This is a genomic window from Marinactinospora rubrisoli, assembly GCF_042664915.1.
Taxonomy (GTDB): Bacteria; Actinomycetota; Actinomycetes; order Streptosporangiales; family Streptosporangiaceae; genus Marinitenerispora; species Marinitenerispora rubrisoli.
In genome coordinates this window covers 150,776-175,022 of the sequence record NZ_JBHTBH010000014.1, presented here as the reverse complement: position 1 = coordinate 175,022, position 24,247 = coordinate 150,776, and the positions used below count along the sequence as shown (strand labels likewise).

The window sequence follows — 24,247 nt, the reverse complement described above, 5'->3', positions numbered from 1 at the left end:
TCGAGGTTGATTTCGCCGCCGCCACGCCGCCGGTCCCTTCCCCGCCGCACCGCCCGGTCCGTCCACCGATGTTCCAACGCTTCTCAAGGCGGCCTCGCCACCATCGGGACAAGGCGCGCCCGGCCCGCCCGAGCCTCCGTGGCCCCCTGCGACGGAGCGGAAGGCGGGCGGCACCACCGCACACCCCCGCGGCGCCCGCCCGGCAGGCGAGGGAGGCGACCCCGCCCCGCACCGACCGGCCCGACCAGCAACCACCGGCCCCACACCCACGGAGATCCGATGTACGGTCAGGAACTCGCCGAGGTCTACGAGCTCATCTACCGCAGCCGCGGCAAGGACTGGGCCGCCGAGGCCCACGACGTCACCAAGATCATCCGCTCCCGCCTCCCCGAGGCCGACTCGCTGCTCGACGTCGCCTGCGGTACCGGCGCGCACCTGGCGGCCTTCGGCGAGGAGTTCGGGCACGTCCAGGGCCTGGAGATCGCCGAGCCCATGCGGCGGCTGGCCCGGCGGCGGCTCCCCGGCACCACCATCTCCCCGGGCGACATGCGCGACTTCGACCTCGGCCGCCGATTCGACGCGGTGTGCTGCATGTTCTGCGCGATCGGCTACCTGGGCACCGTCGCCGAGATGCGTTCGGCGGTGGCCGCCATGGCCCGGCACCTCCCCGTCGACGGCGTCCTGGTCGTGGAGCCGTGGTGGTTCCCCGAGCAGTTCATCGAGGGCTACGTGGCCGGTGACCTGGCGCAGGACAACGGCCGTACCGTCGCGCGGATGTCGCACTCGACCCGCCGCGGCAACGCCACGCACATGGAGGTGCGGTTCCTGGTCGGGGACGCGGGCGGCATCCGGGAGTTCACCGAGATCGACGTCCTGACGCTCTTCACCCGGGAGGAGTACATCTCGGCGTTCTCCGCCGCCGGGTGCGACGTCGAGTACCTGGAAGGCGGGCCGACCGGCCGGGGTCTCTTCGTCGGCGTCCGCCGACGGTGACGGCCGCGCCGAGCCGGTGGCCCCGCCCGCCGACGCGAAACCGATCCACGGGAAGGCGACAACACACCCCATGACCACTCGCGTGTGGGACTACCGGCAGGAATACGAGAACGAGCGCGCCGACATCCTCGACGCCGTGGAGAAGGTCTGCACCTCCGGCCGGCTGGTGCTGGGCGACAGCGTGCGCGGCTTCGAGGAGGAGTTCGCCGCCTACCACGGCGTGCGGCACTGTGTCGGCGTCGACAACGGGACGAACTCCATCAAGCTGGGCCTGCAGGCGCTGGGGATCGGCCCCGGCGACGAGGTGATCACCGTCTCCAACACGGCGGCGCCCACCGTCGTGGCCATCGACTCGGTGGGCGCCACTCCGGTGTTCGTGGACGTGCGCCGCGAGGACTACCTCATGGACACCGGCCAGGTGGAGGCGGCGGTCACTCCCCGGACCCGCTGCCTGCTGCCGGTGCACCTGTACGGCCAGTGCGTCGACATGGCGCCGCTGCGGGCCGTCGCCGAGCGGCACGGGCTGGCGATCCTGGAGGACTGCGCCCAGGCGCACGGCGCGCGGCAGCACGGCCGGCCGGCCGGGACCATGGGCGACGCGGCGGCGTTCTCGTTCTACCCCACCAAGGTGCTGGGCGCCTACGGCGACGGCGGCGCCACCATCACCGACGATCCGGAGGTGGACCGCAACCTGCGGCGGCTGCGCTACTACGGCATGGAGGAGCGGTACTACGTCGTGCGGACGCCCGGGCACAACAGCCGCCTGGACGAGCTGCACGCCGAGATCCTGCGCCGCAAGCTCGGCCGGCTCGACGCCTACATCGCCGGGCGCCGCCGGGTGGCGCGGCGCTACGCGGAGGAGCTCGCCGACACCGATCTGGTACTGCCGGCGCTGGCGCCGGGCAATGACCACGTCTACTACGTGTACGTGGTGCGTCACCCGCGGCGGGACGCGATCATCGAGGCGCTGCGGGGCTACGACATCGAGCTGAACATCAGCTACCCGTGGCCCGTGCACACGATGACGGGGTTCGCGCACCTGGGTTACGCCGAGGGGGCGCTGCCCGTGACCGAGGAGCTGGCGGGGCAGATCTTCTCGCTGCCGATGTACCCGTCGCTGCCGGAGGCGGAGCAGGGCCGGGTGATCGACGCGCTGCGCGAGGTGCTCGCCCGCGTCTGAGGCCGCCGGCCCCGCTACCGGGGTCCTGCCGGCCGGGCCCGTGACCTCGGGGCCGGTGGGCAGGGCCCCGGTTCGGCGTCTCAGGGCGCGGCGGCGAGGCTGTGCAGGCAGGCCACCAGGCTGCGGGCCTGCACGTTGAGGTAGTGGCTGTGCCGCAGCAGGCCGGCGAGCTGGTGCACGGTGAGCCAGCGGTAGTCCGGCGGGTGGGCGCGCGTGTCGGGCGCGGTCTCGACGATGAGGTAGCGGTTGCGGGCGTGGTAGAAGCGGCCGCCCTCCTCGGACAGGATCGCGTCGAACCTGATCTGGCCGGGCCGCGCGGTCAGCACCGTGTCGAGGTAGCGGGGGCGGGCCTCGGCCGGCAGGGCGTCGTAGGTGGCGGGCGTGCCCTGGACGGTGGGGGCCAGTTCGACCACGTCGTGGTAGCCGGGTTCGGCGCGGGCGTGCACCAGGACGTGCAGGACGCCGCCGATCCGGCTGACCAGGAAGGCGATGACGCCGGTCGCGCGCGGCGCGATCATCGGCTGGGTCCACTCGTTGACCTCGCGGCCGCCCGCGCGCACGCTGACGCCGATGACGTCGAAGTACAGGCCGTCCTGGTGGGTGATGCGCTCGGGGGTGCGCCGCCAGCCGGGCAGCCCGTCCAGGGGGACGCGGCGGGTGTGCACGTCGGTCATGGTGCGCATCCGGGTGATCCAGCTCAGGATCTCGCTGGTGGGGTGCAGGGATCCGGCGTCGCCGGAGCAGGATCGCAGCAGGGCCAGGCGGAAGCCGTCGCCGTCGGCGGGCAGGGCGGGTCCGGTGAAGGGCAGGCAGGACAGCACGGTGCGGGCGTCCATGTTGACCAGGTCCTCTTCGGCGAGCAGCTCGTGGACCTGGCCGAGCGTCAGCCAGCGGAAGCCGTCGAGGACCTCGACGTCCTCGTTCACCTCGACCACCAGGTTGCGGTTGCGTTTGCGGTGGAACCAGGCGCCCTGCTCGGACTGGCGGACGTCGGCGAGCACGCGGTGCCGGTCGGTGTCGCGGAAGTAGTCGAGGTAAGGCACCGGGCGGCCGCGGTGCACGCGGGTGTAGTTGCTGCGGGTGGCCTGCACGGTGGGAGAGAACTGCAGGCCGTTGCGGTTGCCCGGTTCGACCTTGGCCTGCATGAGCAGGTGCGGTACGCCGTCGATGTCCTTGACGAGCAGGCCGAGGATGCCGACCTCGGGCTGGTCGATGATCGGCTGGTGCCAGCGCGGGATGGGTGCTGCGGGCAGGTGCACGTCGAGGCCGTGAATGGTGAAGAAGCGGCCGCTGTGGTGGCCGATGTCTCCGGTGGCCGGGTCGCGGCGCCAGCCGGTCAGGGCGTCCAGTTCGACGCGCTCGACGTGGGTGTAGGCGCGGCGTCCGGCGTCGCGGTACCAGGCGTGCACGCCGGCGAGGTCGGTGGCGGGGGTGCCGCGCGCCTGGGCGGATACGGCGAGCCGGGCGGCGGGGGCGGGGTCGCTGCTCGGGCGCAGCGGGCTGGGGGGTGCGAGGTCGGTCAACCGGGGGCTCCTGTTCGTCGCCGTCGGCGGCCGGTGGGCGGTCGCCGCGGCTCCGCTGCCGCGGGGGCGGCGTGGGACGGCGGTGGGGTGCGGTGGTCAGGGGGCGCTGGCCGCCCACATGGCGGCGATGGAGGCGGGCAGGTCGGTGCGGGGGCGCCAGCCCAGCAGCCGGGCGGCGAGCCGGATGTCCGCGCGGGTCCAGTCGCCGCCCTTGCTCGCGACGCCGGTGCCGGTCCGTAGCGGCCCGGCGGGGAGGTCGGCGGCGGCGAGCAGCAGGCGGACGAGTTCCCCTACCTCGGCGGCCTCGCCGCGGCCGATGTTGATCACCCGTCCGGTGGCGGGGGCGGTGGCGGCGAGCCGTACGGCCTCGGCGACGTCACGGACGTCGACGTAGTCGCGGCGGGCGTCGGCGACGGTGAGGGAGAGGTCGTCGCCGGGTGCGGCGGCGCGCAGCCGGTGCACGAGGGTGCCCAGGAAGCTGGCCGGCGGCGGGTGCGGGCCGCAGACGTTGACGACGCGCAGCACCACGCCGTCGACGTCGCCGGCGCGGGTGGCGGCCAGGACGGCGTCGGTGCCGGCGAGCTTGGTGCGGCCGTAGGCGCTGGTGGGCCGGGCGGGCGTGGTCTCGCCGATGAGCGTGCCGGGGGTGACGGGCCCGTACTCGTGCACGGAGCCGACCTGGACGACGCGGGGGCGGTGGGGCAGGCGGGCCAGGGCCGTGACCAGCCGGTCGACGAGACGGACGTGCGCGTAGGTCATCTCCTCCTCGGTGCTGCCCCACCCTCCGGTGGCGTTGACGACGGCGTCCACGCGGGCGTCGTGCAGCAGCCGCGCGGTGTCGGCCGGGTCGGCGGCGGCGACGTCGAGCGGGTGGAAGGAGTGGGGGGCGGTGTGCGGGGCGGGGCGGCGGGCGACGGCGAGTACGTGCGCGCCGTGGCGGGCGAATTCGGCGCAGACCTGCCGGCCGACGCAGCCGGTGGCGCCGAGCACGGCCACCCGGGGAGCGGGCGGGGCGGCGGGCGGGCGGGTCACGAGCCCGGCACCCGTTCGCGGCCGGTGTGCAGGGCGTCCTCCTGCCGGGTGCTGGCGGAGTAGGTGGGCAGGACGCCGTCGGCGTGCGCCTGGGCGAGGGTGGGGGCGGCGCGGTCGCGTTCGGATAGGACGGGCTCGATTCCGTCGGGGATCGGCAGGCCGAGTTCGGGGTCGAACACCGACAGCGCGAGCTCGTTCTCGCGGACGTACTCGCCGGAGAGCATGTAGGACATGACGGTGTCGTCGCTGAGGGCGATGAAGGCGTGGCCGACCCCGACGGGGAAGTACATGGCGCGGAAGTCGCGCTGGTCGAGCAGGACGGCGTCCCAGCGCCCGTAGGTGGGCGAGCCGACCCGGATGTCCACGACGATGTCGAGGGCTTCGCCGCGGGCGCAGTACACGTACTTGGCGATGCCGGGCGGTGTCACGGTGAAGTGGACGCCGCGGATGACGCCGCGCCGGGACCGGCTGTGGTTGGTCTGGGCGACGGGGAAGAGCCGGTGGCCCATGCGGTCGGTGAAGGCGTGTTCCTGGAACGGGGAGACGAACAGGCCGCGGTCGTCGCGGTGGATCTTCGGGGTGAACTCGTAGGCGCCCTCGACGGCGAGTGGGCGTGCGTGCATGCGGTCTCCAGGGGGTCGGTGGTCCGTGCCGGCGGGGGTTCACAGCCGGGGGGCGCGGTGCGCGGCGGTGAGGCGTTCCAGGACCGGCACGATGTTGTTGGGCGTGGGGGTGCCGAGCATTTCGCGGCGGAGGCGGGCGGCGTTGGCGGCGAAGGAGGGCTCGTCCAGCAGCCGGACGAGCTGGGCGCGCAGGCGGGCGGGGGACACGGTGCGGCCGTCGGGGATGACCAGGCCGGCGCCGGCCTCGGCGAGGCGGTCGGCCTTGATCCCGCTGTCCCACACCATGTCGGGCAGGACGAGCTGGGGGACGCCGTGCGCCAGCGCGGTGCTGAACGAGCCGGATCCGCCGTGGTGGATGATCGCCGAGCAGGTGGGCAGCAGGGCGTTGAGCGGGACGAAGTCGACGACGCGCACGTTGTCGGGGACGTGGTCCAGCGCGGCGAGCTGCTTGGCGTTGAGGGTGGCGACCACCTCGGCGTCGACGTCGGCGACCGCCTCCAGCAGGTCACCGATGGAGGTGCGGTCGCTGCCCATCACTTCGCGGTGCGCGATGCCGAGGGTGAGGCAGACCCGGCGGCGTTTGGGGGTTTCGTGCAGCCAGCCGGGGATCCGGGCCTGGCCGTTGTAGGGGACGTAGCGGACGGGGACGTAGTGCAGGCGGTCGACGGGCAGCCGCATCGAGCCGGGGGTGGGGTCGATGGTCCACTGGCCGGTCACCATGTCCTCGGTGAAGGTGCCGCCGTAGCGTTCGGCGCTCCAGGTGAGCCATTCGCGCATGGGGTCGTCGCGCAGTTCCGGTGGGCGGCCGGCGAGCAGGTCGAGGAAGGTGGCGCGCATCCGGCCCAGCAGGTCCAGGCCGAACAGCAGCCGGGCGTGCGCGGCGCCGGTGGCCTGGGCGGCGACCGGCCCGGCGAAGGTCATGGTGTCCCAGACGACGAGGTCGGGGCGCCATTCGCGGGCGTAGTCGACGAGGGCGTCCATGGTCGGCTCGGGTGAGGAGTTCTGGAAGACGGCGGCGGTCATCGCGGTGAAGACGCTGAGCACGTAGTCCCAGGTGAGCCGGTCGGGGCGGAGTTCGTTCATGTCGAGTCCGGCGTCGGCCTCGGTGATGTCCCCGTCGTCGCCGTAGTTCTCGTTCACGTCCTCCATCGCCTCGCTCAGGTTGAGCGGCTCGCCGACCGGTACCGCGGTGAGCCCGGTGCTGGTGATGGCGTCGGCGAGGTCGGGCTGGCTGGCGACGCACACGTCGTGGCCGGCGGTGTGCAGGGCCCACGCCAGCGGTACCTGGGGGAAGAGGTGGGACTTCTCGGCGAACGTGGTGAACAGGACCCGCATGGGTTCCCCATCCTGTCGAGTGCTGCGCTGCTGGTGCGGTGGGCGCATCACCCGGCGCCGGGGGTCCGGTGCCGGGCGGTGAGCCGTTGGAGGATCGGGACGATGTCGTTGGGTGCGGGTTCGGCGAGGGCCGCCTCGCGCAGCCGGCGGGCGCCGTCGGCGAACGCCGGTTCGGTCAGGACGCGGTGGACGCGGTCTCGCAGGGCCTCGGGCGACAGGGCGGTCACGGGCAGGCCGAGGCCGGCTCCGGCGCGTTCCAGGTTGTCGGCCATGGCGGTGGTGTCCCAGCCGAACGGGACGATGACTTGGGGGACGCCGTGGAGCTGGGCGGTGGCGGAGGTGCCGACGCCGCCGTGGTGGACGACGGCGGCGCAGGTGGGCAGCAGGTCGTTCATGGGGACGAAGTCGACGACGCGCACGTTGTCCGGCATCGCGGCGAGTCCGGCCAGGCTTTCGCGTGTGGCGGCGTCGATCGTGGCGACGATCTCGGCGTCGAGTTCGGCGACGGCCGTCAGGATCGCGGCGACGGTGTCGGGGGCCAGTGAGCCGGAGACGCCGAACGTGAGGCACACGCGGGGGCGGCGCGGCGGTTCGCGCAGCCAGTCCGGGAGCACGGAGGGGCCGTTGTAGGGCACCTGGCGGACCGAGACGGTGGGCAGCCCGAGTGGCAGGCGGGTGGCCGGCGCGGTGCAGTCGATCGTCCACTGGCCGGTGATGAGCTCCTCGTGGAACCCGTGCGGGCAGCCGACGCGCTCCAGGGTCCAGGTGAGCCACTCGGCGGCGGGGTCCTCGCGGTGCTCGGGCGGCTGGGCGCGGGCCAGGCGCAGGAACTCCTGGCGGGCGCGGATGGTGACGTCGACGGACGAGACCATGCGGGCGTGCGCGGCGCCGACGGTGCGGGCGACCACGGCGCCGGCCATGGTGTAGGTCTCCCAGACGACGAGGTCGGGCCGCCATGCGCGGGCGAACGCCAGGAGGTCGTCGATCATGGCGTCTGTGTTCAGCGCGGCCCACAGGCCGGGCACCATGATGGTCTCCAGGGCGAGCAGGCGTTCCCAGGTCCACTGGTCGGGGTCGCGGCGGGCGTGGTCGAACTCCTGGACGTGCCGGCTGGCGTCCTCGTGCATGCCTTCGAGCAGGGCGGCGTCCAGTGGGTCGCCGCCGCTCCACTGGACGGGGGCCGCGGTCAGCCCGGTGCGGGTGATGGTGTCGGTGAGTTCGGGCTGGCTGGCGACCCGGACCTCGTGTCCGGCGGTGCGCAGCGCCCACGCGATGGGGACCATCGGGTAGTAGTGCGTGCTGTGGGGCAGGGAGGTGAACAGGACCTTCATGCGCCTCTCTCGGCCGTGTGCGGCGGTCGGGTCCGGTGGGCGGGGTCAGGCGGTGCGGGCGGGCACGCGCAGCGGGGCGCGGGTGACCGGGGCGCGGCGGGCGCGCAGGACGGGGCCGGTTCGGCGCAGTGCCGGGAGCCGGGCGGCCAGGGTGGCCAGCGCGGTCTCGGCCTGGACCCGCACGAGCGGGGCGGCGAGGTCGTGCAGGAGGGCGGGGTGGAGCACGGGCGTGCCGGTCCGGTCCGGGGCGAAGCCGCGCGGGTCGGGGACCGTGTCGGGGTCGCGGTTGGCGGCGCCGATGACCACGGCGATCCGGTCGCCGGGCGGGATGTGCCGGCCGGCGGCCTTCAGGCCGGTGCGGGCCGTCATGGCCTGGACGGCGACCGGCGGATCGTGGCGGAGGGTCTCGGCGACGACGCGGGCGGCCCGCCCGGGCTCGTCGGCGAGGCGGGTCCACTCCCCCGGCCGGCTCAGGGCGGCCAGGGCGGCGTTGGCGAGCAGGACGGCGGTGGTGCGGTGGACCAGCACGGTGACCGCCACGGGGAGCCGCAGCCCGGCCGCCTCCTCCGGCGGGGCCGCGTCGGCGAGGGCGGACAGCACACCGCCGGCCGGGCCCGTGGCGGGGCCGGTGAGCAGGGCGGCCAGGTCGTCCAGGGCCGCGCGCATGCGCCGGGTCACCGCGAGCGTCTGCGGGCATTGCAGGCTGTCCAGGGCGACGGCGGCGTGCCGGCATCCGTCGGCGAAGCGGCGGCGCCGCGCGCCGGTCAGCCCGAACAGGTCGGCGAGCACCTCGCCCGGCAGCCGGGCCGCGACGTCGGCGGCGAGGTCGAGCTCCGTTCCCAGCCCGGCCAGCAGCCGCGCGCACGCTTCGGCCACGCGCGGCCGGTACTCCGGCACGGCGTCGGCGCCGAGCACGTGCGCGGTGCGGGCGCGGAACCCGTCGGTCTCGGCCGCGCCGATCAGGGGGGCGGCGGCGTCCTCGGGCAGGACGCCGTCGGCGACCGGGAACCCGTCGGGTGCCCGCTCGGCGAGCGCGGGGTGGCCGAGCAGTTCGGCGGCGACGCGCTGCCGGCCGGTCACCCACACGCCGGTCCGGCTGCGCCACAGCGGGCCGCGCCGGCGAATCTCGTCGTAGGCGGGGTGCGGGTCGTCGTCGAAGCCGCGGAGCAGCCGGGCGTAGGCGTCGCCGTTGACGCCGTGGACCCACCGGGTTCCGTGGACGAGGTGCAGACGACGCCCCACGGCGCTGGCCGCCAGTGTCACAACGGTTCCCTTCTCGTACGCGGATCGGTGGCCGAGCCGTGAGCCGGCCACCGTTCACGTTAGGAACCGGGTATCGAAGACCGCTCAAGCCGACGTGGAGAGATGAGGGGACGCGGGAGGACGCCGTGGGGCGGTGGGTCGCGCGGCACGGCCGATAACCGGTTGCCGACCTGGAGGGGCGGCTGGGAGAGTCGCCTGCGCGTCCCCCGGCAATGAAGCCGGGTTCCCGAAAGGTGGCAGCCGTGCAGCTCTTCCTGACCCGCCCGATCCACTGGGAGGGCCACCGGCTCGCCGACCCGAAGCTGGAGGCCGCGCACGACGTGCTGCGGAACCCCGCTCACGACGCCGCCTACCCCGAGCGCGACCAGGCGTTCCTGGCCCTGCTGCGCAGCGGGCACGTCCCGGCCGTGGCGATCGCGCTGGACCACTACCACCATGCCGAAGCGCTGACCCGGCACGGCCCGAGCAGCCCGTACGGCGCACACGACGACGAGGTCCGCGAGCGCGCCCGCGAGCTGCTGGCGCGGCCACCATTCCCCGCCGAGGACCAGGCCGAGGATGTCGGCGGCTTCCGGTTCCGGGTCAGCGCGGGCGCTAGCCACGCCAGCGCGATGTGGGCGCTCATGCACGTGGTGGAGGCGTCCGACGCCGAGCTGATCGCCGGGGCGCTGGAGATCAGCGACGACCCGGAGACGCGGCAGGCGGGCCTGTGGGCGGCCGAAAGCGCGCTGGCCGGGGCCGAGCCGCCCGATCGCCGGCTCATGGACGTGCTGCGGGCCATCGCGGGCGACGAGCGCGCCGAGAAGGACGAGCGCGGTAACGCCCTCGACGCGATCGGCGCGGCTCCGGGCACGGAGGCGGTCGCCGTCGTCGTCGGCTTCACGGAGCACGCCGACCCATGGATCCGGCTGAAGGCGGGCGAGGTACTCGCCCACCGCCACCTGGCGACCCATCGGGAGCTGGTGCAGCGGCTGGCCGACTCCTGGGACGTGCGGGGCGGCGAGCCGGGCCGCCGCCTGGAGTACCTGCGGGAGCGCCTGGCGGCGCCGGCCGATGCCGACCTGCTCGCCGTCGTGCGCGACCGTGGTGCCGGCGGTGAGGACCGCGCCGAGGCGCTGAGCGAGTTGAGCCGCCGGGACGGCTCCGGCGACGTTCACCTGCCGGGTGTGACGTTGGAGGTGGTGGCGCGGGCTCGAATGATCGCCGCCCGGTCGTCCGTCACTCCCGAGGACGTCCTGCAGGCCATCGCCGAGTCCCGGGAGGCGCGCGAGCGATCGTTTCCGGAGTGATGTCCGGCCCGCAACGCCGCGTGGTCAGCGGTACCGGACGACGAACTCCTTGATGGAGGCGACCATGTAGTCCGTCATCTCCGGCGTGATGCCCGGATAGACGCCGATCCAGAACGTGTGCTCGGTGACGGTGTCGGAGTTGGTCAGCTCGCCGGAGACCCGGTACGGGACGCCCTCGTAGGCGGGGTGGCGGACCAGGTTGCCGCCGAAGAGGCGGCGGGTGCCGATCCGGCGGTCCTCCAGGAACGCGACCAGGTCGGCGCAGGCGAACGGGGCGTCCGGGCGCACCGTGATGAGGAAGCCGAACCAGCTCGGATCGCTGCCCGGGGTGGGCTCGGGGAGCAGCAGCCCCGGCAGGCCGTCGAGGCCGCTGCGCAGGGCCGTCCAGTTGCGGCGGCGGATCCGGCCGAACTCCGGCAGTTTGCGGAGCTGGCTGAGCACCAGGGAGCCCTGCAGGTCGGTCGCCTTCAGGTTGTATCCGACGTGGGAGAAGATGTACTTGTGGTCGTAGCCCTTGGGCAGGCTGCCCATCTGGTAGTCGAACCGCTTCAGGCAGGTGTTGTCGGTGCCGGGCTCGCACCAGCAGTCGCGGCCCCAGTCGCGTAGCGACTCCACGATCCGGGCCAGTTCGAGGTTTCCGGTGAGCACGCAGCCGCCTTCGCCGCTGGTGATGTGGTGGGCGGGATAGAAGCTCACCGTGGAGAGGTCGCCGAACGTCCCGGCCGGGCGGCCGCGGTAGGTGGAGCCGACGGCGTCGCAGTTGTCCTCGATGAAGAACAGGTCGTGCTCGGCGGCGATCTGGGCGATCTCCTCGGCCTGGAAGGGGTTGCCGAGGGTGTGCGCCATCATGATCGCCCGCGTGCGGCCCGACAGCGCCGCGGCGACGTGGTCGGCCGTGGCGTTGTAGGTCCCCAGTTCGAGGTCGACGAACACCGGCACCAGGCCGTTCTGCACGATCGGGTTGACGGTGCTGGGGAAGCCGCCGGCGACCGTGATCACCTCATCGCCGGGCCGCAGGCGCCGGTCGCCGAGCTTGGGCGAGGTCAGGGCGGTCAGCGCCAGCAGGTTCGCCGAGGATCCGGAGTTGACCATGTGCGCCTTGCGCAGCCCGAAGTGGCGGGCGAACTCGCGCTCGAAGCGGCGGGCGCTGGGGCCGGCGGCGATGCGCATGTCGAGGGCGGCCTCGACGAGCGCGACCCGGTCCTCCTCGTCCAGGACCGCGCCGGAGGGGAGGATGGGGGTCTCGCCGGGCACGAACGCCGGCTGCTGCCGCTCCCGGTGGAACGTGCGGACCTGCTCCAGCACGCGTGCCTTGGCGTCCGGTGTCATGGTCACCTCTCCGCTCGCGGTGTCTGTGGCCAGCCTCGGCGCGGACGGTCGAGGACCCCTTGAGCGGCGGTGGGAGGGCACAGTACGGGATGCGCCGGTGGGGCGGCCCGGGCGGGCCGCCCCACCGGCATCGGGGCACCTCAGCGCCGGTTCTTGTTCCGGTACAGGTACATGGTCAGCGGCGCGAAGACCACGATGAGCGCCGCGGAGGTGAGCAGCACCAGGCCGAGCTGGCCGGGCGTGGCCGTGCCGTGCATGAGGCCGCGGGCGGCGGTCGCGGCGTGGCTGACCGGGTTGACCGACACGATGGCCTGCATCCAGCCCGGCATGGTGGCGGTGTCCACGAAGACGTTGCTGGTGAAGATCAGCGGGAACATCACGATCATGCTGGTGCCCGAGACCGACTCCGGCGAGCGCACCACGACGCCCAGGGCGGCGAAGATCCAGCCGACGCTGAAGGCGAAGCAGATGAGCAGCAGCATGGTGAGCAGCACGCCGGTGAGTCCGCCGGCCGGCCGGAAGCCGAGCAGCAGCCCCAGCCCGGTGGTGATCGTCAGCGCGATGGTGTAGCGCACCAGGTCGCCGAGCAGATTGCCGACGATGGTGGCGGGCTGCCAGAACGGCAGGGTGCGGAACCGGTCGAAGACGCCCTTGGTGATGTCGGTGTTCAGCGCGGTGCCGGTGTACACCGTCATGAGCACCACGGTCATCACCAGGATGCCCGGCAGGAAGAACTGCAGGTAGTCGCTGGTGGACCCGGCGAACGCGCCCCCGAACAGGTAGGTGAACATCAGCAGGAACACGATGGGCATCAGCACGATGTCGATCAGCTGCGCCGGGCTGCTGCGGAACTTGGTGAGGGTGCGCCAGCTGTGGGTGAGGGACGCCGACAGCGGTCCGGGGCGGGGCGGCCGCGTGCGGGCGCCCAGCGCCCGGCGCAGTGCCTCCTCACCGGCCGGCCCCGGGCCCGGGATCGGTGTCGTGGTCATGCTGCCCCCTTCTCGGCGGTGTCGGTGGCCTCGGCCGGCCGGCCGGTCAGGGCGAGGAAGACCTCGTCCAGGCTCGGCTGGCCGAGGGAGAACTCGGTGACCGCGACCCCGGCGCGGGACAGCTCGGCGAGGGCGTGCGCGACGCGCTCGGGGTCGGAGACCCGGGCGGAGAGCGCCACGGGGTCGGACTCCAGGTGCACGGCGGCGTCGAGGGTCTTGGCGAGCACCTGTTCGGCCTCGCCGCGCCGGCCGGCGTCGGCGAGCCGCACGTGGACGGCGCCGGAGCCGACCGAGGACTTCAGCTCGCCGCTGGTGCCCTCGGCGATGACCCTGCCGTGGTCGATCACCGCGATGCGATCGGCGAGCTGGTCGGCCTCGTCGAGGTACTGGGTGGTGAGCAGCACCGTGGTGCCGGCGGCCACCAGGGCGCGGACGATCTCCCACACCTGGTTGCGGCTGCGCGGGTCGAGCCCGGCGGTGGGCTCGTCCAGGAAGATCAGGTCCGGGGTGACGACGATGCTGGCCGCGATGTCCAGCCGGCGCCGCATGCCGCCGGAGTAGGTGCGGGCGTGCCGGCCCGCCGCCTCGGTGAGGTCGAACGCCTCCAGCAGTTCGGCCGCCCGGGCCTTGGCCCCCGCCCAGGAGTGGCCGAGGAGGCGGGCCAGCATGACCAGGTTCTCGGTGCCGGTGAGGTTCTCGTCGACGGAGGCGAACTGCCCGGTGAGGCTGACGCGGCTGCGCACCGCGTCGGGCTCGCGGACCACGTCGTGGCCGAAGACCCGCGCGGTGCCGGAGTCGGGCCGCAGCAGGGTGGCGAGCATGCGGATGGTGGTGGTCTTGCCGGCGCCGTTCGGCCCCAGGATGCCGTAGACCACTCCGGCCGGTACCCGCAGGTCGACGCCGTCGACGGCGCGGGTGTCGCCGAAGACCTTGACCAGACCGGCCGTCTCGATGGCGGTGTCAGCCCGAGCGGCTGCGGAGCGGGAAGAGTCCCGAGCGGCTGCGGAGCGGGAAGAGTTGGGCGAATCCAAAGCAGACTCCTCGAAGATGGATGCTGGTCCGCGGCTCAACAGGCCGGTCGGAGGGGCCGGCCCGGGCGACTGCGAAGCGGGGCTGCCGGCCGGAGCGGCTGCGAGCGGGAGGTCCGCGCCGGAGATCGACTCGCGCCGTGGTACTCAAATTTGGGCACCCCGCAAGAATATGCGAGATCTGACCTGATGCACAAGTTTGAGTATACGAGGGTGGGGGTGCGTCCGCCCGGGGTTCGCCGCATGTCCCCACGCCTTTCGGTGCGTCCCGCCGCGCGAGGGGCCGCCGCCCCGCCGGCCGCGATCTCGCGGCACGGTGGAACGGCGGCCCAGGTCCGGCCGATGCCGGTCTAGCGGGCCGCCCTCGGCCCGTAGGTGAGCCGGCGCAGCAGCGCCTCGGCTGGACCGCGCCGCCCGGCGCGGCGCAGGAGGTCGGACATCACGACCCCGGCCAGCCAGGTGGCCACCCCCACGGCGACCGACCCGGCGACCCCGATGCGCGGTCCGAGGTCCAGGGTGTACGGCGCGAACACCGCCATCCAGACCACGGACTGCCACACGTAGCACGACATCGACCGCTCGCCACAGGCCGCCACGGCCCGCACGACCGGACCCCGGCGCCGGCCGATCCGGACCGCGAGCAGCGCGATGGCCGCCGCGTAGCCCAGGCCGCCCGCGTACCCGGTGACCGTGTGCAGGGCGACGAAGGTCAGCGCCAGCGCGGCCGGTGGCTCCGGCCAGAGCTGAGTGGTGACCAGCGTCAGCGGCAGCCCGCCCGCCACCGCGAGCCCGATGCCGGCCCCGGCCGTGCGCCGCAGCAGCGCCAGGTGACGTTCGGGCTCTTCCAGCAGCCGCCGCCGCGCCGCCCAGACCCCGACCATGAACGGGCAGAGCGAGGCGGTCACCAGTTGCACGGTGCTGGCCGGCCACGTGCTCAGCCGGTAGACGGCGTCGAGCAGCGGGGCGTCGGAGTTGACCAGCGCCGCCCCGGACCCCGTCGCCTCCGCGGCGATGGAGAACCACAGTGCCGCGTAGATGGCCGCCCCGACGACGTACCACAGCGCCGCGTATGCGAGCAGCCGCCGGTCGGGCGTCCGCAGCGTCACCACGAACAGCAGCGCGATGACGCCGTAGGTCCCGAGAATGTCACCCGAGAACAGCAGCAGCGCGTGCGCGAACCCGAACAGCAGCAGGAACCAGCCGCGCCGCCGCAGCAGCCGGCGGGTGGCCGGCCACACCTGCCCCCCGGCCCGCTGCCGGGCCAGGATCTGGGCCATGCCGTAGCCGAACAGCGCCGCGAACATCGGGTAGCCGCGGCCGTCGGCGAACACCGTGAGCGCGGCCGAGGCCACCATGTCCACCGCGGACTGCTCGGTGGGGTACCCCCGGATGACGCCGATGCTGCCGCGCAGGAACATGTGGGCGTGCACCAGGGCGATGACCAGCAGCATCGCCCCCCTGGCCAGGTCCGGGGTGAGGTACCTCTCCTTCGGTGTTCCGGTCCGGGCGGCGCCTCCCGGCCGCGGCTCCGCCCGTTCCGCGAACTGCGACACCGTCTCGCTCATCCGATCCCCCCGCGGTCGGTCGGTGCTCCGGTGTCCCTCCACACTTCGACGACGTCGGTCGCCAAGCGTCCTCCTGATCGCTTCGTCGTGGCGTGCCGGGCCCTGCCCCGGCACTCGCACTCGGCCACGCACCCCTCCTCCGCCCAAATGGCGATACTCAAATTTGGGCACCCGGACGAGGATAAGCGATCGGCGCTCCGTGCACAAGTTTGAGTACCGGTGCGGGACCGTCCCTCTCTCGGGTGGACCACATCGGCCCGGCCGAGCCGGCGTGCGGGTGGTGACGGTCAGCCGTGCGGCGCGGCCGGGCGGTCGGCGTCCTGGTCGCCGGCCATGGCGTAGCGGCCGGACTCCAGGCGCTCGATCAGCCCGCGGGTCCACTCGACGGCGCTGTCGATGCCGTGCAACTGGAACCGGGGCAGCTCGCCGATGTGCGGCAGGTCGCCGCCGGAGAGGCGTTCGAGCCGGCCGGCCACCTCGTCGCGCTGCGCCTCCAGTCCGCTCAGCCGGGCTCTCAGCAGCCCGACCGCCTCGGATCTGGGCAGAGCGGGCAGCAGCGCCAGCCCCGCGCCCAGGATGTCGGCCCGGTGCTCGGGCCCGCGGAGCGCGTCGCGGAGCAGGCGGAGGAACTCCTCCTCGCCGGCCTCGGTGATCTCGTAGTCCACCCGGCCCGGCCACTCGGTGATCTCGGTGGAGGAGAGCAGCCCCTCCTTGGTGAGCTGCCGCAGCGCGTGGTAGATCGAACCCCACTTGACGTTCGCCCACTCCTCGGCGCCCCAGGAGACCAGCTCGGAGCGCACGAGATAGCCGTGCGCGCGGCCGATCCGACGTACCACACCGAGGACCAGCAGCCGTGTCGCCGACATCGTTTCCCTCGGTCCCCCTCGATCACGTGGTTCGCGCCGCGCCCGCGGCCGGGCGTTCCCCCAAGGCTAAACCAGTCGTGATCATCCCGGTTCGCCCCTACCGCTCCCCCGCGCGGGACCGGATCGCCCGCCGGGCGGGCGATCCCGTGGGGCCGGCGCGCACTTTCCGGCCCGTCGGCGGTGCCCGCGGGTCCCGGAATCGGCCATGGTTGGGGGTATGAGGGTAGTGGCGGAGAGTGAGAACAGCGGAGCCGGCGGCGCGTCGCCGATGCGGGTGGCGGACGCGGTCGAGGAGTACCTGGTGGCGCGGCGTCCGGCCAAGCCGTCGCCGCACACCGTCGCCGCGTACCGGCGGGACCTGGCGGCGGTGCTGCGGTGCGCGGCGGCCGCGGAGCGGTGCGCCGTGCGGGAGCTGCGGCTGGCGGACCTGTCGGGTGGGCTGCTGCGGCGGGCCTTCGCCGACTTCGCGACCGACCGGGCCGCCTCCAGCGTGACGCGGGCCTGGTCGACGTGGAACCAGTTCTTCGGGTTCCTGGTGGCCGAGGGGCTGGTCCCCGGCAACCCGATGCCGGCCGTGGACCGGCCGCGGCTCAAACCCCGCCAGCCCAAGCCGCTGATGGGCGAGGACACCCCCGAACGGCTGCTGGAGGCGCTGGCCGCGGGCTGCCGCAAGGCACGGGACCCGTGGCCGGAGCGGGACCTGGCCGTGCTGGCGCTGGCCCTGCTCACCGGCCTGCGCTCGGCCGAACTGCTGTCGCTGCGGCTGGAGTCGCTGAGCGGGCGGCCGGGCGAACGGCGCATCCGGGTGGTCGGCAAGGGCGACAAGACACGGTCGCTGCCGATCGAGGAGCCGCTGGAGGCGCTCATCGAGGAGTACCTGCGGACCCGCCGCCTGCGGTTCGGAGCGAGACTGCGGGGCACCGATCCGCTGCTGGTGGACAACCGTGGCGCCGCGCTGCAGCGCGGCGGGCTGCAGTACCTGGTCAAGCAGTGTTACCGGCACGCCGGGGTGCACGACCGGGTCGCCAAGGGCACGCTCGTGCACGCGCTGCGGCACACCTTCGCGACCCGGCTCGCCGAGGACGGCGCGTCGGTGACCGAGATCATGCGGCTGCTGGGGCACTCCTCCATCACCTCCTCGCAGTCCTACATCGACGTGACCGCCGCCGCGCAGCGCGAGGCGGCGCGGTCCAACCGCACCTACGGGGTGCTGCGCCGGCTCGTGGACGGCACGGCGGCCGGGCCCGACGCCGAGCGGCGGACCTGAATCCCGGGGTGCGCCGCCCGTCACCGGGTAGGGGCCACACCCGAGGATCGTCCGGCTCGCGAGGAGGGCTCCGATGAGGGCGCTGGTGTACGAAGGACCGTTCGATGTGGCCGTGGCCGATGTGCCCGACCCCAGGGTGGAGCACCCCTGTGACGTGATCGTGCGCGTGACGTCGACCTGTATCTGCGGGTCCGACCTGCACATGTACGAGGGGCGCACGGCCGCCGAGCCCGGCATCGTGTTCGGGCACGAGAACCTCGGCGTGGTCGAGGAGGCCGGCCCCGCGGTGACGTCGATCCGGGTGGGGCAGCGGGTGGTGATGCCGTTCAACGTGGCGTGCGGCTTCTGCCGCAACTGCCAGGCGGGCTTCACCGGGTACTGCCTCACGGTGAACCCGGGCTTCGCTGGCGGCGCCTACGGCTACGTGTCGATGGGGCCCTACCGCGGTGGGCAGGCGGAGTACCTGCGGGTGCCCTACGCCGACTTCAACTGCCTGCCGCTGCCCGAGGGCACCGAGCACGAGGCCGACTACGCGCTGCTGGCCGACATCTTCCCCACCGGCTACCACGGCTGCGAGCTGGCCGGGGTCGCGCCCGGCGACACGGTCGCGGTCTACGGAGCGGGGCCGGTGGGGCTGATGGCGGCCTACTCGGCGCTGCTGCGCGGGGCGTCGCGGGTGTTCGTGGTGGACCGGGTGCCCGAGCGGCTGCGTCTGGCGGAGTCCATCGGGGCGGAGCCGATCGACTTCACCGAGAGCGACCCGGCCGAGCGGATCCGCGACGCCACCGATGGCGGCACCGACGCCGGGATCGACGCGGTCGGCTACCAGGCGCAGGCGCATGCCGGGGACGGCCGCGAGGAACCGGCCACGGTGCTGAACGCCCTGGTGCACACCGTGCGCCCCACGGGCGCGCTGGGCGTCCCGGGCCTGTACCTGCCGGCCGACCCCGGCGGGCCGACCGAGGAGGCCAGGCACGGCCGGCTGCTGCTGGAGATGGGGCGGCTTTTCGAGAAGGGCCTGCGCATGGGCACCGGGCAGGCCAACGTCAAGCGGTACAACCGGCGGCTGCGCGACCTGATCACGGCGGGCCGCGCCGCGCCGTCGTTCGTGGTGACCAGGGAGCTGCCGCTGGAGGAGGCGCCGGAGGCCTACGACCGGTTCGACCGGCGGGTGCCGGGCTACACGAAGGTGGTGCTGCACCCGTAGAGCGGGACCCGGGATCGGGCCTGGTCGGGCGGGGTGCGACGGGCCGCCCGGCGCTGGGTCCGGCCGCCCCCGGTTGGCTAGGCTGCTCGTCGTGGTGACGACGATTTCTACCGTGAACGTGAACGGTCTGCGCGCGGCGGCCCGCAAGGGATTCCTCGAATGGCTGGCGGCCACCGAGGCCGACGTGGTGTGCCTGCAGGAGACCCGGGTGGAGCACGCCCAACTGCCCGCGCCGGTGGCCGCGCCGGCCGGCTGGCACGTGACCCTCGTCCCGGCGAACGACCGCGGGCGTTCCGGCGTCGCGTTGTACAGCCGCACGGCGCTGGACGGGGTGCGGATCGGCTTCGCCAACGAAGAATTCGACGCCGCGGGCCGCTACGTCGAGGGCGACCTCGGCGACATCACGGTGGCGAGCCTGTACCTCCCCTCCGGCGAGGTGGGCACCGAGCGGCAGGCGGAGAAGGAGCGTTTCATGGCCGCGTTCCTGCCGTACCTGGTCCGGCGGCGGGCCGAGGTGGAGGCCGAGGGGCGGGAGCTGGTGGTGTGCGGCGACTGGAACATCGCGCACCGGGAGGCGGACCTGAAGAACTGGCGGGACAACCGGAACCATTCGGGATTCCTGCCGGACGAGCGGGCCTGGCTGTCGCGGGTGTTCGACGAGGCCGGCTACGTGGACGTGGTCCGGCGGCTGTTCCCCGACGTCGACGGCCCGTACTCGTGGTGGTCCTACCGGGGGCGCGCGTTCGACAACGACACCGGATGGCGGATCGACTACCACATTTCGACGCCCGGCCTGGCGGGGCGGGCGCGCGAGGCGCGGGTGGAGCGCGCGGCGAGTCACGACCGCCGCTGGTCCGACCACGCGCCGGTGACGGTGGTGTACGAGTGAGCCGGCCGTGTCGCCCCGAGCGGCGCGGCGTATCTTGCGGCTTCGACGGCACTCCGGCGACGTGGGACGGACGGGTGAACGTGTGAGACGGGCGGCGCGCACCGTGGGACCGGCGCCGGTGACCGGAGCCTCGGCCGGCCGCCGGCGGCCGGCCCGAGAGGGTCACCGTCACGGGCGGCGAGCCGCGGACACGACCGTGCGCGCGGCACTCTGAACGCGCGTCCGGAGGCCGCCAGGATGGTCATCGACGGGAAGGGCGGGGCATGGTGCGGACACGCGGGCGGCTTCGACCGGTCCGGCGGCTGATCGGGCGCGGCGCCGGCCGGGCGGCGCCCTGAGGGAACGGGACGGCGAGGCCAATGACCGGTGACGCCACGGCCGGCGGGGTGCCGATCGTGCTGGTGCACGGCATCCGGCTGTCGGGGAGCATGTGGCGGCCGCAACTGCGGTCGCTGCGCGCGGAGGGGCGGCGGGTGGTGGCCCCCGACCTGCCGGGTCACGGCCGGCGGCGCGGTGAGACGTTCACGCTGGCCGGCGCGGTCGCGGCGGTGCGCGCCGCGGTGGACGAGGTGGGCGGCCGTGCGCTGGTGGTGGGCCTGTCGCTCGGCGGGTTCGTGGCGATCAGCGCGGCGGCGGCGCACCCGGAGCGCGTCGCCGGGCTGATGGCGGTGTCGTGCTCGGCCCGGCCGGTCAACGCGCTGGCGCACGTGTACCGCATCCCGGCGGCGCTGCTGGACCGGCTGCCGGATCGCGGCTTGGCGGTGAACGCCCGGTTCCACCGCTGGACGCTGCCCGCCGACGGCGCGGCGGCGGTACTGGACGGCGGGCTGGCGATGGAGGCGGCGCGGGCGGTGATCGAGGAGATCGCCGACCTCGACGTGCTGGCGCTGCTGGCGTCCTACCCGGGGCCGGTGTGGCTGATCAACGGGGCCCGCGACCACTTCCGGATCCACGAACGCCGGTTCCTGCGGGCGTGCGCCGACGGCCGCCTGCTGGTGGTGCCGCGCGCGGGGCACATGGTGAGCCTGGACCAGCCGGAGGTGTTCGGCAAGATCGTGGCGGACGCGGCGGACGTGCTGGCCACGCGCGCCCCGGGATCCGGCGGGGGGTCGCCGGATCCCGGGGATTCGGCCTGAGGCGCACTGGTCACGGGGAATCGATCCAGACGAGATGCACATCTGTCGCCCGGCCGAAGACGCGCTTCGCGCGATCGATACTCCGGAAAGTCGCGAACCGTGGTCCACCGGCCTCGCCGACCACGATGACCCGTTCCCCTCCATCGAGGGAGTACCCCCAGGCGAGGATCAATGCGTCGTCGGCGGCGTAGTCCATCTCGCAGATGGCGAATCGGCGCGGCGCTTGTTCGCGGCACAGTTGCTCGACTTCGACCTGGAGGGGTATTCGAGCGCCCATAGCGCTCAGTACTGGGTGCGTGCTGCTCATAGGAACGAGCATGCGGCACACCAGGGCATTGGCACACGGCTTTCGACGTCGCGATTCAGGTGCGACGCCTCGCCCGAAATGCGGCAACACGACGTGACGCGCGTGTGACGATTGCCGGCTGGGCGTGACACCCGGCGGGGACCGAGACATGAAGGACCTGGGGAAAGTGCGCACCGACGGACTCGGAACGGCTAGCGTGAAAGGGCAGATCCGGCGTGCCGTCATCCGGCACCATCAAGGGGTTTCCTGTTCGGCTCTTTTAGGCATTGGAGTCCGTCATGACCGATCTACGTGCCGTTCCGCCGCGCGAAGAGCCTGCCAATGAGTCGCGTGCAGCCGCCTATTACGCCTTGGAGCTCAAGCGATACCGGGAAGAGGCGCAGCTGACCCAGGAGCAGTTGGCGCGGAAGCTCGGATACGGGCGTTCCAAGGTGGCCATGATTGAGGCGGCGAAACGCGCGCCGGATATCGACTTCACGCGCTCATGTGATCGGATTCTTGGCACTGGTGGTGCGCTCGCGCGAATTCTGCCGCTACTGGACAGCAGGGACGCCTATCCCGACTGGTTCCGGGATTTCGTCGGCTTGGAAGCAGAAGCGGTCACGCTCCTCCAGTTTGCCGCCCTGACCGTCCCCGGGTTACTCCAGACGGAGACGTACGCTCGCGCTGTGCTGAGCAGCAGTTGCCCCCCGCTGGCAGTCGACCAGATCGAACGACAGACCGAAGCACGGATACGACGCCAGCAGGTCTTCGAACGCGAGCCTCCACTCCTGGCATGGTTCGTGATTGACGAGAGCGTCCTTCGACGCCCCGTCGGTGGTCGGACCGTCATGCGGGAGCAGCTGGAGCACTTGGCCTCCGCGAGCGAGGCACCGCACATCAACCTGCTCGTTCTTCCGTATTCGGCCGGTGCCCATCCCGGGCTGGACGGCTCTATGACCCTGCTCCGTCTACCAGATGGCGATAATCTGCTGTACGTAGAAGGCCCAAGGAGCGCGAAGGTCACTGACAGGACGGAAGACGTCACACCCAGTCAGCTAGCTTTCATCACCCTCTGTGGTCAGGCCCTCCCTCCATCCACTTCGGTGGAACTGATATCCCAGATCGCGGAGAAGATGTGATGACGGTACGCACAGCAGGCAGACGTCAGTGGTGGAAATCATCCTTCAGCGGACCGCAGGGGGGCGACTGCGTCGAGGTCACGCTCGACAGTAACGGCCCGCACATGAGCGTGCGCGATTCTCGACACCCGGACCTGCTCAACCTGTCCTTTCCTGCCACCGAATGGCGTGCGTTTCTCGTAGACGTCGGTCGCGACGAATTCTGAGTTCTCGCTAGCTGTGCCCGGGCAGGGGCAAGCGAACGGACGTACGCGGGCTAGAGTTTTCCCCATCGTGTTCGCGACGCCGCACACGTCACGGACGCTTTCGCCGTGTCCCCCTGTGAGCGGAGGAACCCATGCCAGCAGCCGGTCACGCGTCCCCCTGGATCCGTCGCTTCCACCCGGTGTCCCACCCCGATGACACCGGCCGCGTCCACCTCGTCTGTTTCCCGCACGCCGGAGGCCCCGCGACCTCCTACACCCCGCTGTCGGCGAACCTCAGCGCCCTGGCGCCGTTCGTCGACGTCGTGGCCCTGCAGTATCCGGGCCGCCAGGACCGGCTGGCCGAGCCGCCGGTCGCCGACCTGACCGAGTTGTCCCGGCTGATCGCCGGGGAGCTGCGCCCGCTCGCGGCCGAGGGCCGCCCGCTCGTGTTCTTCGGGCACAGCATGGGCGCCGAACTCGCCTTCGAGACCGCCCGGCTCCTGGAGCGGACCGGTGCGGCCCCCGCCGCGCTGCTGCTCTCGGGCCGCCGCCCGCCGTCCCGGCGCCGGTCCCAGTCCATCCACCTGCGTGACGACGACGACCTGCTGGAGCACGTGCTCAGCCTGAGCGGCACCGACCCGCAGCTGTTCGCCGACGAGGAGTTCCGCGCGCTCCTCCTCCCGGCGCTGCGGGCCGACTACACCGCGATCGAGACGCACACCCCCGATCCCGCCGCGCGGGTCGGCTGCCCCATCACCGTGTTCACCGGTGACCGCGACCCTCAGCTGCCGGTCGCCGACGCCCACGCGTGGGCCGCGCACACCACCGGCCGCTGCGACGTCCGGGTGTTCCCCGGCGGGCACTTCTACCTCAGCGACCATCCCCGCGACGTGGCGGCGGCCGTCAGCGAGACGGTGGCCGTGGTCGCCTCCTAGCGGCCGGTCGCGGCCACGGACGTCCCACCGGCCGGCGGAGCGCCTGGTGGGACGTCCGTGGCCGCCCAAAGGATCGGCGCCCGGGCACCAGCGCGGCTGCCGGGTCACCGCGTGAGCCGGGCCGCGATCCCGTCGAGGACGATCTCCAGGCCGCTGCGGAACCCGGCGTCGAAGTCGGCGTCCTCCAGCCGCGAGTGCTCCGACAGCACCGGATAGCGGCCGGACTCTCCGGCGAGGTACTCCTGGGCGCGGCGGCGCAGCTCGCGCTCCTCGGCCGGGTCCCGCATCCGGGTCCGCCACACGTTCTCGGTGACGACGTAGCCGTGCACGTAGCTGGACACGGCGCCGGCCGCCGCGACGAGCTCCGCGCCCGCGAAGCCGGCCGCGGCGAGGGCGGCGTGGAAGCGCTCGGATCGGGACAGCGCGTTGGGGCCGAGCAGCGGCCGGGTGCCGATGAGCTCGGTCATCCACGGGTGGCGCCGCATCACCCGCCGGCTCTGCACCGCCTGGCGGGTGAGTTCGGCGCGCCAGTCCGGAGGTCGCGCCGTGGCCGGCTCGGGCAGGTCGATCTCGGCCATGACCGTGTCCAGGGCGAGGTCGAACAGGTCCTCCTTGGCGGGGACGTACTCGTACAGCGACATGGTGCCGGCGCCGAGCCGGGCGGCGAGGCGGCGCATGGAGAATCCCGGGACGCCTTCGGCGTCCAGCAGCGCCACGGCGGCCTCCGTGATCCGTTCCCGGGTGAGCCGCGGCCGACGGGGCGGCGGTTCGTCGCGCAGCCAGACGGCCGGGTGTGGTCGCGACATTCCACTCCTTCCGTGCGATGTACGGAAGAACCGTACAGCTAGCTTGGC

At 73.2% G+C, this 24,247-nt stretch carries 23 protein-coding genes; 10 read left to right on the top strand and 13 right to left on the bottom strand.

The window, feature by feature from the left end; genetic code table 11:
• Positions 1–279: 279 nt before the first annotated feature.
• Both ACFQRF_RS24790 and ACFQRF_RS24785 read left to right on the top strand, forming a co-directional pair.
• Positions 280–993, top strand: coding sequence for a class I SAM-dependent methyltransferase (locus tag ACFQRF_RS24790; RefSeq protein ID WP_379873592.1), 714 nt, complete (start codon positions 280–282; stop codon positions 991–993).
• Positions 994–1,063: 70 nt separating this feature from the next.
• Positions 1,064–2,173 (top strand): DegT/DnrJ/EryC1/StrS family aminotransferase, encoded by a 1,110-nt coding sequence (locus ACFQRF_RS24785; RefSeq protein ID WP_379873591.1) that lies wholly within the window; start codon positions 1,064–1,066, stop codon positions 2,171–2,173.
• Positions 2,174–2,253: 80 nt separating this feature from the next.
• On the opposite strand, the gene ACFQRF_RS24780 is transcribed toward ACFQRF_RS24785, so the two are convergent.
• The 6 genes from ACFQRF_RS24780 to ACFQRF_RS24755 all read right to left on the bottom strand — a co-directional run bounded on the left by ACFQRF_RS24780 (position 2,254) and on the right by ACFQRF_RS24755 (position 9,280).
• On the bottom strand, positions 2,254–3,696 hold the full coding sequence (locus ACFQRF_RS24780) for an NDP-hexose 2,3-dehydratase family protein (RefSeq protein WP_379873590.1): 1,443 nt from the start codon (positions 3,694–3,696) through the stop codon (positions 2,254–2,256).
• A gap of 96 nt (positions 3,697–3,792) precedes the next feature.
• Complete coding sequence (locus ACFQRF_RS24775; RefSeq protein WP_379873589.1) at positions 3,793–4,728, bottom strand: NAD-dependent epimerase/dehydratase family protein; 936 nt, start codon at positions 4,726–4,728, stop codon at positions 3,793–3,795.
• Positions 4,725–5,351: a dTDP-4-dehydrorhamnose 3,5-epimerase family protein gene (locus tag ACFQRF_RS24770; RefSeq protein WP_379873588.1), complete on the bottom strand. Its 627-nt coding sequence runs from the start codon at positions 5,349–5,351 to the stop codon at positions 4,725–4,727. Before ACFQRF_RS24770 ends, ACFQRF_RS24775 begins: the two co-directional genes overlap by 4 nt.
• 39 nt (positions 5,352–5,390) lie before the next feature.
• Positions 5,391–6,686 carry an activator-dependent family glycosyltransferase gene (locus tag ACFQRF_RS24765; protein WP_379873587.1) on the bottom strand — a complete coding sequence of 432 codons (1,296 nt, stop codon included), beginning with the start codon at positions 6,684–6,686 and terminating at the stop codon, positions 5,391–5,393.
• A 47-nt stretch (positions 6,687–6,733) separates the two neighbouring features.
• Positions 6,734–8,017 carry an activator-dependent family glycosyltransferase gene (locus tag ACFQRF_RS24760; RefSeq protein WP_379873586.1) on the bottom strand — a complete coding sequence of 428 codons (1,284 nt, stop codon included), beginning with the start codon at positions 8,015–8,017 and terminating at the stop codon, positions 6,734–6,736.
• A gap of 45 nt (positions 8,018–8,062) precedes the next feature.
• Positions 8,063–9,280, bottom strand: a complete 1,218-nt coding sequence (locus ACFQRF_RS24755; RefSeq protein WP_379873585.1) for a cytochrome P450 family protein — start codon at positions 9,278–9,280, stop codon at positions 8,063–8,065.
• A gap of 242 nt (positions 9,281–9,522) precedes the next feature.
• Here ACFQRF_RS24755 and ACFQRF_RS24750 point away from each other — a divergent pair, with 242 nt between their 5' ends.
• Entirely contained in the window at positions 9,523–10,569 is a 1,047-nt protein-coding gene (locus tag ACFQRF_RS24750; protein ID WP_379873584.1) for a hypothetical protein, read from the top strand.
• Positions 10,570–10,593: 24 nt separating this feature from the next.
• Here the strand turns inward: ACFQRF_RS24750 and rfbH are convergent, their stop codons facing one another.
• The 5 genes from rfbH to ACFQRF_RS24725 form a co-directional block, all read right to left on the bottom strand.
• The gene (gene rfbH, locus ACFQRF_RS24745; protein WP_379873611.1) at positions 10,594–11,898 is read right to left on the bottom strand and encodes a lipopolysaccharide biosynthesis protein RfbH; all 1,305 of its coding nucleotides are present in this window, start codon (positions 11,896–11,898) and stop codon (positions 10,594–10,596) included.
• Between the two features lie 140 nt (positions 11,899–12,038).
• Positions 12,039–12,887, bottom strand: a complete 849-nt coding sequence (locus ACFQRF_RS24740; protein WP_379873583.1) for an ABC transporter permease — start codon at positions 12,885–12,887, stop codon at positions 12,039–12,041.
• Positions 12,884–13,840, bottom strand: coding sequence for an ATP-binding cassette domain-containing protein (locus ACFQRF_RS24735; protein ID WP_379873610.1), 957 nt, complete (start codon positions 13,838–13,840; stop codon positions 12,884–12,886). The genes ACFQRF_RS24740 and ACFQRF_RS24735 overlap by 4 nt, the downstream gene beginning before the upstream one ends.
• A gap of 425 nt (positions 13,841–14,265) precedes the next feature.
• The gene (locus tag ACFQRF_RS24730; RefSeq protein WP_379873582.1) at positions 14,266–15,480 is read right to left on the bottom strand and encodes a DUF418 domain-containing protein; all 1,215 of its coding nucleotides are present in this window, start codon (positions 15,478–15,480) and stop codon (positions 14,266–14,268) included.
• Positions 15,481–15,767: 287 nt separating this feature from the next.
• Positions 15,768–16,346 (bottom strand): PadR family transcriptional regulator, encoded by a 579-nt coding sequence (locus tag ACFQRF_RS24725; protein WP_379873581.1) that lies wholly within the window; start codon positions 16,344–16,346, stop codon positions 15,768–15,770.
• 217 nt (positions 16,347–16,563) lie between these two features.
• On the opposite strand from ACFQRF_RS24725, the gene ACFQRF_RS24720 reads away from it, so the two are divergent.
• The 4 genes from ACFQRF_RS24720 to ACFQRF_RS24705 all read left to right on the top strand — a co-directional run bounded on the left by ACFQRF_RS24720 (position 16,564) and on the right by ACFQRF_RS24705 (position 20,845).
• Positions 16,564–17,613 (top strand): tyrosine-type recombinase/integrase, encoded by a 1,050-nt coding sequence (locus tag ACFQRF_RS24720; RefSeq protein WP_379873580.1) that lies wholly within the window; start codon positions 16,564–16,566, stop codon positions 17,611–17,613.
• 73 nt (positions 17,614–17,686) lie between these two features.
• Positions 17,687–18,820, top strand: a complete 1,134-nt coding sequence (locus ACFQRF_RS24715; RefSeq protein ID WP_379873579.1) for a glutathione-independent formaldehyde dehydrogenase — start codon at positions 17,687–17,689, stop codon at positions 18,818–18,820.
• A gap of 103 nt (positions 18,821–18,923) precedes the next feature.
• Positions 18,924–19,709: an exodeoxyribonuclease III gene (locus ACFQRF_RS24710; protein WP_379873609.1), complete on the top strand. Its 786-nt coding sequence runs from the start codon at positions 18,924–18,926 to the stop codon at positions 19,707–19,709.
• 359 nt (positions 19,710–20,068) lie between these two features.
• Positions 20,069–20,845, top strand: a complete 777-nt coding sequence (locus ACFQRF_RS24705; RefSeq protein WP_379873578.1) for an alpha/beta fold hydrolase — start codon at positions 20,069–20,071, stop codon at positions 20,843–20,845.
• Between the two features lie 10 nt (positions 20,846–20,855).
• Here ACFQRF_RS24705 and ACFQRF_RS24700 read toward each other — a convergent pair whose 3' ends face one another.
• Positions 20,856–21,152, bottom strand: a complete 297-nt coding sequence (locus ACFQRF_RS24700; protein ID WP_379873577.1) for a hypothetical protein — start codon at positions 21,150–21,152, stop codon at positions 20,856–20,858.
• 278 nt (positions 21,153–21,430) lie between these two features.
• Here ACFQRF_RS24700 and ACFQRF_RS24695 point away from each other — a divergent pair, with 278 nt between their 5' ends.
• The 3 genes from ACFQRF_RS24695 (at position 21,431) to ACFQRF_RS24685 (ending at position 23,393) form a co-directional block, all read left to right on the top strand.
• Positions 21,431–22,273 (top strand): helix-turn-helix domain-containing protein, encoded by an 843-nt coding sequence (locus tag ACFQRF_RS24695; protein WP_379873576.1) that lies wholly within the window; start codon positions 21,431–21,433, stop codon positions 22,271–22,273.
• Positions 22,273–22,479, top strand: coding sequence for a DUF397 domain-containing protein (locus ACFQRF_RS24690; RefSeq protein WP_379873575.1), 207 nt, complete (start codon positions 22,273–22,275; stop codon positions 22,477–22,479). The genes ACFQRF_RS24695 and ACFQRF_RS24690 overlap by 1 nt, the downstream gene beginning before the upstream one ends.
• Positions 22,480–22,610: 131 nt before the next feature.
• Positions 22,611–23,393 carry a thioesterase II family protein gene (locus ACFQRF_RS24685; RefSeq protein WP_379873574.1) on the top strand — a complete coding sequence of 261 codons (783 nt, stop codon included), beginning with the start codon at positions 22,611–22,613 and terminating at the stop codon, positions 23,391–23,393.
• Between the two features lie 104 nt (positions 23,394–23,497).
• Here ACFQRF_RS24685 and ACFQRF_RS24680 read toward each other — a convergent pair whose 3' ends face one another.
• On the bottom strand, positions 23,498–24,199 hold the full coding sequence (locus tag ACFQRF_RS24680; RefSeq protein ID WP_379873573.1) for a TetR/AcrR family transcriptional regulator: 702 nt from the start codon (positions 24,197–24,199) through the stop codon (positions 23,498–23,500).
• Positions 24,200–24,247 lie beyond the last annotated feature (48 nt).